The organism is Kitasatospora sp. NPDC059803 (genome assembly GCF_042732255.1).
Lineage (GTDB): Bacteria > Actinomycetota > Actinomycetes > Streptomycetales > Streptomycetaceae > Kitasatospora.
On sequence record NZ_JBHWIJ010000097.1, the window covers coordinates 20,323 to 26,424 of the forward strand.

Consider the following 6,102-nt stretch of genomic DNA (forward strand, 5'->3'; position numbering starts at 1 on the left):
TCGGGCGCGCGCGGGCGCGTTGGGGGCCCCGCCCGGGTGACCGGGGGGTCGGCGGCGCCGTCTTGAACCCCGCCCATCCCCCCCCCGTTGGTCTCGGGGCTCGGTCGTGTGCGCCCCGGCCGCGACCGGCGGGAACGCGATGCGGTACCCCGGCCGTTGAACCGGTACAGTCGCCGCACACGCGCGGCGAGCGCGGGCACGCGACTGGAGGTAGCGGGCGGATGGGCATCGGATACCTGCTGCTGTACGTCGCGTTGGCGGTGGTGGCGCTCTGGCTGGTCGCCGAGGTCCTGCTGCAGAACCGGGCCCCGCTGCACTGGCGGGCCCTCGCCCTGGTCGGCTTCCTCGGAGTGGCCGCCGGCATGGTGCTCGGCTCCGTCCCGGTGATCGGCGCCGGCGCCGCCCTCTTCGCGGCCGGCCAGACCTTCGTCACCCTCTCCGTCAAGCGCGGCTACCGGGCCGGCTGGTCGCTGCGCAAGGCCGACGGCTCGCTGCCCGGCCCGCTCGCCAAGGTGCCCCTGCTCGGCGCCCTCACCGGCGGCGCGGCCGCCGTGGCCGCGGTCGAGGCCACCGAGAAGCGGATCGGCGAGGTCAGCGCCGTCGAGGAGGCCCCGGTCGCCGCCCCCGTCCTTGCCCCGGTTGCCGAGGACATCCCCGAGGTCGAGCAGACCGCCGCCTTCGAGATGCAGGAACTCACCCAGGACGGCGTCTACGCGCCCGCCTACTACGAGCAGCAGCAGGCGCCGCACGACCCCTACGCCGAGGCCTACCAGTCCGGCTACGACAACGCCGCCCAGCCGCAGCCGGCCTACGAGCAGCAGCAGTGGCAGAGCCAGCAGCAGCCCGCCTTCGCCTACGACCAGGGCTACGGGGCCTACCCCCAGCAGCCCGACCCGTACAACGGCTACCCGCAGCAGGACCAGTACCAGTCCTACCCGCAGCAGCAGCCCGGCTGGGAGCAGCACCCCCAGCAGCAGTGGCAGACCCCGCAGCAGCACCCCGAGCAACACCTGGAGCAGCACCCCGGCCAGCAGCCGGGCCAGCACCCCCAGGGCATCCCGCAGCAGCAGTCCTACGACCACACGTACGGCTACCAGCAGCAGAACACCTGGCCCCAGGGCTGAGTTCCGGCGCCAGGGCCGCTAGGCCCTGTCCGGCCGGACCTAAGCCGGGCCGATCAGGTTGGCGGCGATGCAGGCGGACATGCCGGTCCGGGCCAGTCCGCCGCCGGGGTGGGCCGCTCCGCCGATCAGGTAGAGGCCGGGGACGGGCGACTCGTTGGCGGGCTGGAGCCATCCGCCGCCGTCTCCGGCGAGCGCGGGGCGGGGGACCGACCCGCCGAGGGCGCCGGTCTCCCGGCGGGTGTCGTCCGGGGTGCGCACGACCCGCCACAGCACCCGTTCGCGCAGGCCCAGGCCGGCGGCGTCGGCGTGCGCCAGCAGCTGGTCCGCGTAGTGCTCGGCGACCCCGGGCGCCGTCCAGTCGACGTCGCCCTGGGCGGGGACGGTCGCGGTCAGCACCACGCTCTCGTGCGCCTCGTCGGGGCGCAGCGAGGGATCGTCCGGGCGCAGCACCTGGAGGGTGGGGCGTTCGCAGGGCGGGGCCGAGAGGGTCAGGGCGTCCCGCTCGGCCGCCGGGTCGGCGGCGTGCACCACCGTCCGGTGCGGGGTGCCGGCCGGCCGGGCGCCGCGCAGCGCGAGCAGCACGCTGAACCGGCCGGGCACCTCGGACGGCTCCCCGTGGTCGGGTCCGAGCTCCGGCCACCGGGCGAGACCGTCACGGAAGAGCGACCTGGTGTCCATCGAGGAGACCACCAGGTCCGCGTCGATCCGGCCGCCCGGGGTGTCGACGCCGCAGGCCCGGCCGTCCTCGACCAGCACCTCGGTGACCGGGGTGTCGAAGCGGAACTCCACCTTGCGCAGCTCGCAGCGCCGGTGCACCGCGTCCGCCAGGGCCCGCAGGCCGCCCCGGACGTACCAGACGCCGAAGGACTGCTCCATGTACGGCAGCACGGTGGCCCCGGCGGGGGCGGAGCCGGGGGGCAGGCCGAAGCGCAGGGCGTGCTCCGCCAGCAGCGCGGTGAGGCCGGGGTGGCCGCCGAGTTCGCGGGCGGCGACGTCGGCGAGGGTCCAGGGGCGGGGCCGGCCGAGCCGGGCGAGCAGGCCGCGCCGGGGCGGGACGGGGTAGGGGTCGGTGTGCAGCGGCGACCGGTCGGCCGGGAGCGGCTCCTCCAGGAGCGGGCGGCGGGTGGCCTCCCAGACCGTCCGGCCGTGGTTCATGACCGCGCTCCAGCGGGCGCCCGAGCCGGCGCCGAAGGCGGCGTCCAGGGCCTGGCTGACGCCGCCGCGGGAGGCGTTGGGCAGGCTGACGGCGGTGCCGTCCGGGAACAGGTGCCGGCTCTCCGGGTCCACCGGGGCGAGGTCGACGAGCTGTTCCAGCGGCTCCTTGCCGGTCTTCAGCGCGAGGTCGCGGTAGACGGCCGGGAGGGTCAGCAGGCCGGGGCCGGTGTCGAAGGCGAAGCCGTCGCGCTCGTACCGGCCGACCATGCCCCCGTACGTGCCGCCGGCCTCGCAGACCGTCACCCGGTGTCCGAGGGTGGCCAGCCTGGAGGCCGCCGCGAGCCCGCTCATTCCTGCGCCGATGATGACGATCCGTGCCATGGCACCTGATCCTAGGCCGTGACCTGGGCCGTGACCTGGGCCGTGACCTGGGCCGGTCCGGGCCCGGCGGGCGCCGTCCTCAGCGCCGTGGGACGTACGGCCGGTCCGCCTCCTGTCCGCGGGCGGCGGACCGGGCGTCGCGGGCGGCGCGGCGTTCGCGGCGGCGGGCCCGGAAGGCGCGGATCCGGTTGACCGCGAACCAGACCAGCAGCAGGCCGACGGCGAGCAGGACGGCGGCGATCGAGGCGGCCAGCCAGGGGTGGAAGATCGCCAGGGAGACCAGCCCGGCCACCGACACGTCCTCCGCCATGCTGACCGCGATGTTGCTGGCCGGCTCGGGCGAGGTGTTGACCGCCATCCGCAGCGAGGCCTTGACCAGGTGGCTGACCAGCGCCGTGGTGCCGCCCATGGCGCCCGCCGCGACCTCGCCGAGCGAGCCCGGGTCGGTGCTCGCGATCAGCGCGCCGACGGTGGCGCCCGCGATCGGCCGGATCACGGTGTGCACGGAGTCCCAGAGGCTGTCGACGAACGGGATCTTGTCGGCCACCGCCTCCAGCAGGAACAGCACGGCGGCCGCGGCCAGCACGTCGGTGCGCTCCAGCGCGGGCGGCACCGAGTCCGCGCCGCCGAAGCGGCCCAGCAGTCCGAGCAGCAGCACCACCGCGTAGGCGTTGATGCCGCTGGCGAGTCCGCTGGTGAAGATCAGCGGCACGATCGTCATGGCTTCCCCCTCCTCATCGCTTTCCCCCTCCTTCTCGTGGCCGTGGCCGGGCCGCCCGGGCCACGGCCGTACCGTACCGGGACGTGCCGGGTCGGCCCGCCGGTTCCGGCCACGCCAGGGCCCGGGGCCGACGGATCTGAGTACGCGTACTCAGATCCGGGGTTGAGTACGTCAGCGGATGGCCCGCCGACCTGCCGGGACGGGAGAGTGGTGGCACCGGGACGGCGGCGCGTCGGGCGCCCCGCCCCGGACGGCGGATCCGTCCGCCCAGCCGGCAGATGAGGGGTCGGCGGGGCGGCGGCGGAGATCCGCCACTGGAGCCGGTCACGGGCCCTGCACCGCCGACACGGGGCGGCGGAGCGGGCCGGGGGGAGACCGGCCACCGGAAGGGGAGCTGGCCACCGCCGCCTGTGGGGAACGGCGGAGCGGCGGCGTACGGCGGCGGCACAGGACCTGGGGGGACAGGCCCGTGCCCGCCGCCGCTCACCCGTTCCGGGCCGCGTTGTCAGTGGTCCCGTTCACGATGGAGGGGCACGGACCGCCCGGTCCGCGCGCTGCCTCGGAACGGGGGAGACCATGACCATCAGCCGTCCTGAGCCCGTCACCGCCCGCCTCCACTCCACCGCCCTGCCGTCCTCCCCGGGCGGGCGCCCGGGTGGCGGGGACGTCCACCCCGTGCTGCGCCGGACCGCCGCGCCGCCGGCCGCCCTCGACCTGCTCGCCGACGCCCACCGCACGCTCGCCCGGGCCCGCCTCCTGGAGGACCCGCTGGAGCGGTACGCCACCGCGCACCTGGCCGCGCTGCGCACGGTGGCGGCCGTGCTCGCGGTGCGTGGGCGGCCGGAGAAGAGCCCGCGCCGGCGCAAGGCCATCCGCAGTGCCTGGGAGGTGCTGCCCGAGATGGCCCCCGAGCTGGCCGAGTGGGCGCTCTACTACGCCGCCGGCGCCCGCCGCCGGGCGGCCGCCGAGGCCGGGATCAGGGGCGCCGCCTCGGCCCGTGACGCCGACGACCTGGTCCGCAACTCCGCCCTGTTCCTGCGCCTGGTCGAGCGCCTGCTCGGCCTGCGCCCGGCCCCGCCGGCCCCGCGGCTTCCGCTGGACGGCGACGACCCGCCGGGGGTGACGGGCCCCGCCACCCGCCCGGTCTAAGGTGGAGGCATCCTGATCGATCTGCATGTGCCGAGGAGTCCCGCCTTGTACCCGACGCGTCCCCGCAGTGCCCTGCGTACCGCCGTGGTGTGGGAGGTGGTGCGGGCCGCCCTGGAGAAGCGGGCGGCCGAGCTGGACCAGCCGGTGCTCGACGTGGTCGACACCGGCGGCGGCACCGGCAACTTCGCCGTGCCGGTGGCCAAGCTCGGCCACCGGGTCACCGTGGTCGACCCCAGCCCGGACGCGCTGTTCGCGCTGGAGCGCCGGGCCGCCGAGGCCGGGGTGACGGAGCTGGTCCGGGCCGTCCAGGGCGACACCCAGACGCTGCCCGAGCTGGTCGCCCCCGGCACCGTGGACGCGGTGCTCTGCCACGGCGTGCTGGAGGTCGTGGACGACCCGGCGGAGGCGCTCGGCAGCTTGGCCGGCACCCTGCGCCGGGGCGGCCTGGTCAGCCTGCTGGCCGCCAACCGCAACGGCGCCGTGCTGGCCCGGGCGCTGGCCGGCCACTTCACCGAGGCCCGGACGGTGCTGTCCGCGACCGACGGCCGCTGGGGCGAGCAGGACCCGATGCCGCGCCGCTTCACCGGCGAGGAGCTGGGCCGGCTGGCCGAGGGCGCGGGCCTGCAGGTGGAGTCGGTGCACGGCGTCCGGGTCTTCGCCGACCTGGTGCCCGGGGTGCTGGTGGACGCCGAGCCGGGCGCGATGGAGGCGCTGCTGAAGCTGGAGGAGGCCGCCGCCGAGCAGCCCGCGTTCCACGCCGTGGCGACCCAGCTGCACCTGCTGGCCACCCTGGCCTGAGCGGCCGCGGGACCGCCCACCGCCGTACGGTTCGCACGCCGTGCGGCGGCGGTTCGCCTTCCGGACGCCCCCCGGCCTCGTCCGGGTGGTCCCGAACCTGCCCAGGTCCGGACCGATTCCACCCGTTCGGGCACTTGTCCGCGTCTCGTGGCGTTGAGCCGGGTGCGGCCGTGCCCGGTCGAAGTGGCCCGTCCCACGCGGCGTAGACCACTCCGTAACGGGCTCACGGACCGTATGATCTGGGTAAAGCCGGAAAGCATGACAGCCGGATGCGTGGGGCATATGGACGACACGGGCCGGGTCCCCCCGCACAGGCGTCCGACCGTGTGCCCCGAAGGCTGATTGGACTTTGCCTCCCCGACCGGGGTGGCGGACCGGTCGCACCCGCGACCGACGAGTAGGAGGACTCCGTGCCGCTCTCGGAGCACGAGCAGCGACTGCTCGACCAGATGGAGCGAGCGCTGTATGCCGAAGATCCCAAATTCGCGACGGCGCTTGAGGGAACCGGGCTGCGCACCTACACCCGCCGGCGGGTGTACCTGGCCGTTGCCGGCTTCGTGGTGGGCATCGGCCTGCTGATGGGCGGCATGGTCGTCCCCGACCAGATCTGGGTCAGCGTCGTGGGCTTCCTGGTGATGCTCGGGTGCGCGGTGTTCGCCGTGACCGGCTGGCGCCGCGGCCCCGCCGGCCAGGGCGCCCGCCCCCCGCCCGGCGCCGCGCCCCCCCCCACAGCGCGGGTGTGGGAGCGGGTGTGAACGCCCGGGCCGGCGGGGC

At 76.1% G+C, this 6,102-nt stretch carries 6 protein-coding genes; 4 read left to right on the forward strand and 2 right to left on the reverse strand.

What is annotated here, in order from left to right; genetic code table 11:
• The first annotated feature begins 221 nt into the window (after window positions 1–221).
• Window positions 222–1,124 (forward strand): hypothetical protein, encoded by a 903-nt coding sequence (locus ACFV6I_RS17715; RefSeq protein WP_380426194.1) that lies wholly within the window; start codon window positions 222–224, stop codon window positions 1,122–1,124.
• Between the two features lie 39 nt (window positions 1,125–1,163).
• Here ACFV6I_RS17715 and ACFV6I_RS17720 read toward each other — a convergent pair whose 3' ends face one another.
• Together ACFV6I_RS17720 and ACFV6I_RS17725 are read right to left on the reverse strand one after the other, a co-directional pair.
• Window positions 1,164–2,660: a phytoene desaturase family protein gene (locus ACFV6I_RS17720; RefSeq protein ID WP_380426196.1), complete on the reverse strand. Its 1,497-nt coding sequence runs from the start codon at window positions 2,658–2,660 to the stop codon at window positions 1,164–1,166.
• 79 nt (window positions 2,661–2,739) lie between these two features.
• Window positions 2,740–3,381, reverse strand: a complete 642-nt coding sequence (locus ACFV6I_RS17725; RefSeq protein ID WP_063347249.1) for a DUF4126 domain-containing protein — start codon at window positions 3,379–3,381, stop codon at window positions 2,740–2,742.
• 582 nt (window positions 3,382–3,963) lie between these two features.
• On the opposite strand from ACFV6I_RS17725, the gene ACFV6I_RS17730 reads away from it, so the two are divergent.
• From ACFV6I_RS17730 to ACFV6I_RS17740, 3 genes are all read left to right on the forward strand, one after another.
• Window positions 3,964–4,530: an SAV_6107 family HEPN domain-containing protein gene (locus ACFV6I_RS17730; RefSeq protein WP_380372237.1), complete on the forward strand. Its 567-nt coding sequence runs from the start codon at window positions 3,964–3,966 to the stop codon at window positions 4,528–4,530.
• 45 nt (window positions 4,531–4,575) lie between these two features.
• Window positions 4,576–5,328, forward strand: coding sequence for a methyltransferase domain-containing protein (locus ACFV6I_RS17735; protein WP_380426198.1), 753 nt, complete (start codon window positions 4,576–4,578; stop codon window positions 5,326–5,328).
• A gap of 410 nt (window positions 5,329–5,738) precedes the next feature.
• A complete protein-coding gene (locus ACFV6I_RS17740; protein ID WP_380426200.1) occupies window positions 5,739–6,083 on the forward strand; it encodes a DUF3040 domain-containing protein in 345 nt (114 codons plus the stop codon).
• Window positions 6,084–6,102 lie beyond the last annotated feature (19 nt).

What these genes read in the sequence shown, in the direction of transcription:
- ACFV6I_RS17715 (WP_380426194.1), top strand. Translation starts at nt 222, where the DNA reads ATGGGCATCGGATACCTGCTGCTGTACGTCGCGTTGGCGGTGGTGGCG.
- ACFV6I_RS17725 (WP_063347249.1), bottom strand. Translation starts at nt 3,381, where the DNA reads ATGACGATCGTGCCGCTGATCTTCACCAGCGGACTCGCCAGCGGCATC.
- ACFV6I_RS17720 (WP_380426196.1), bottom strand. Translation starts at nt 2,660, where the DNA reads ATGGCACGGATCGTCATCATCGGCGCAGGAATGAGCGGGCTCGCGGCG.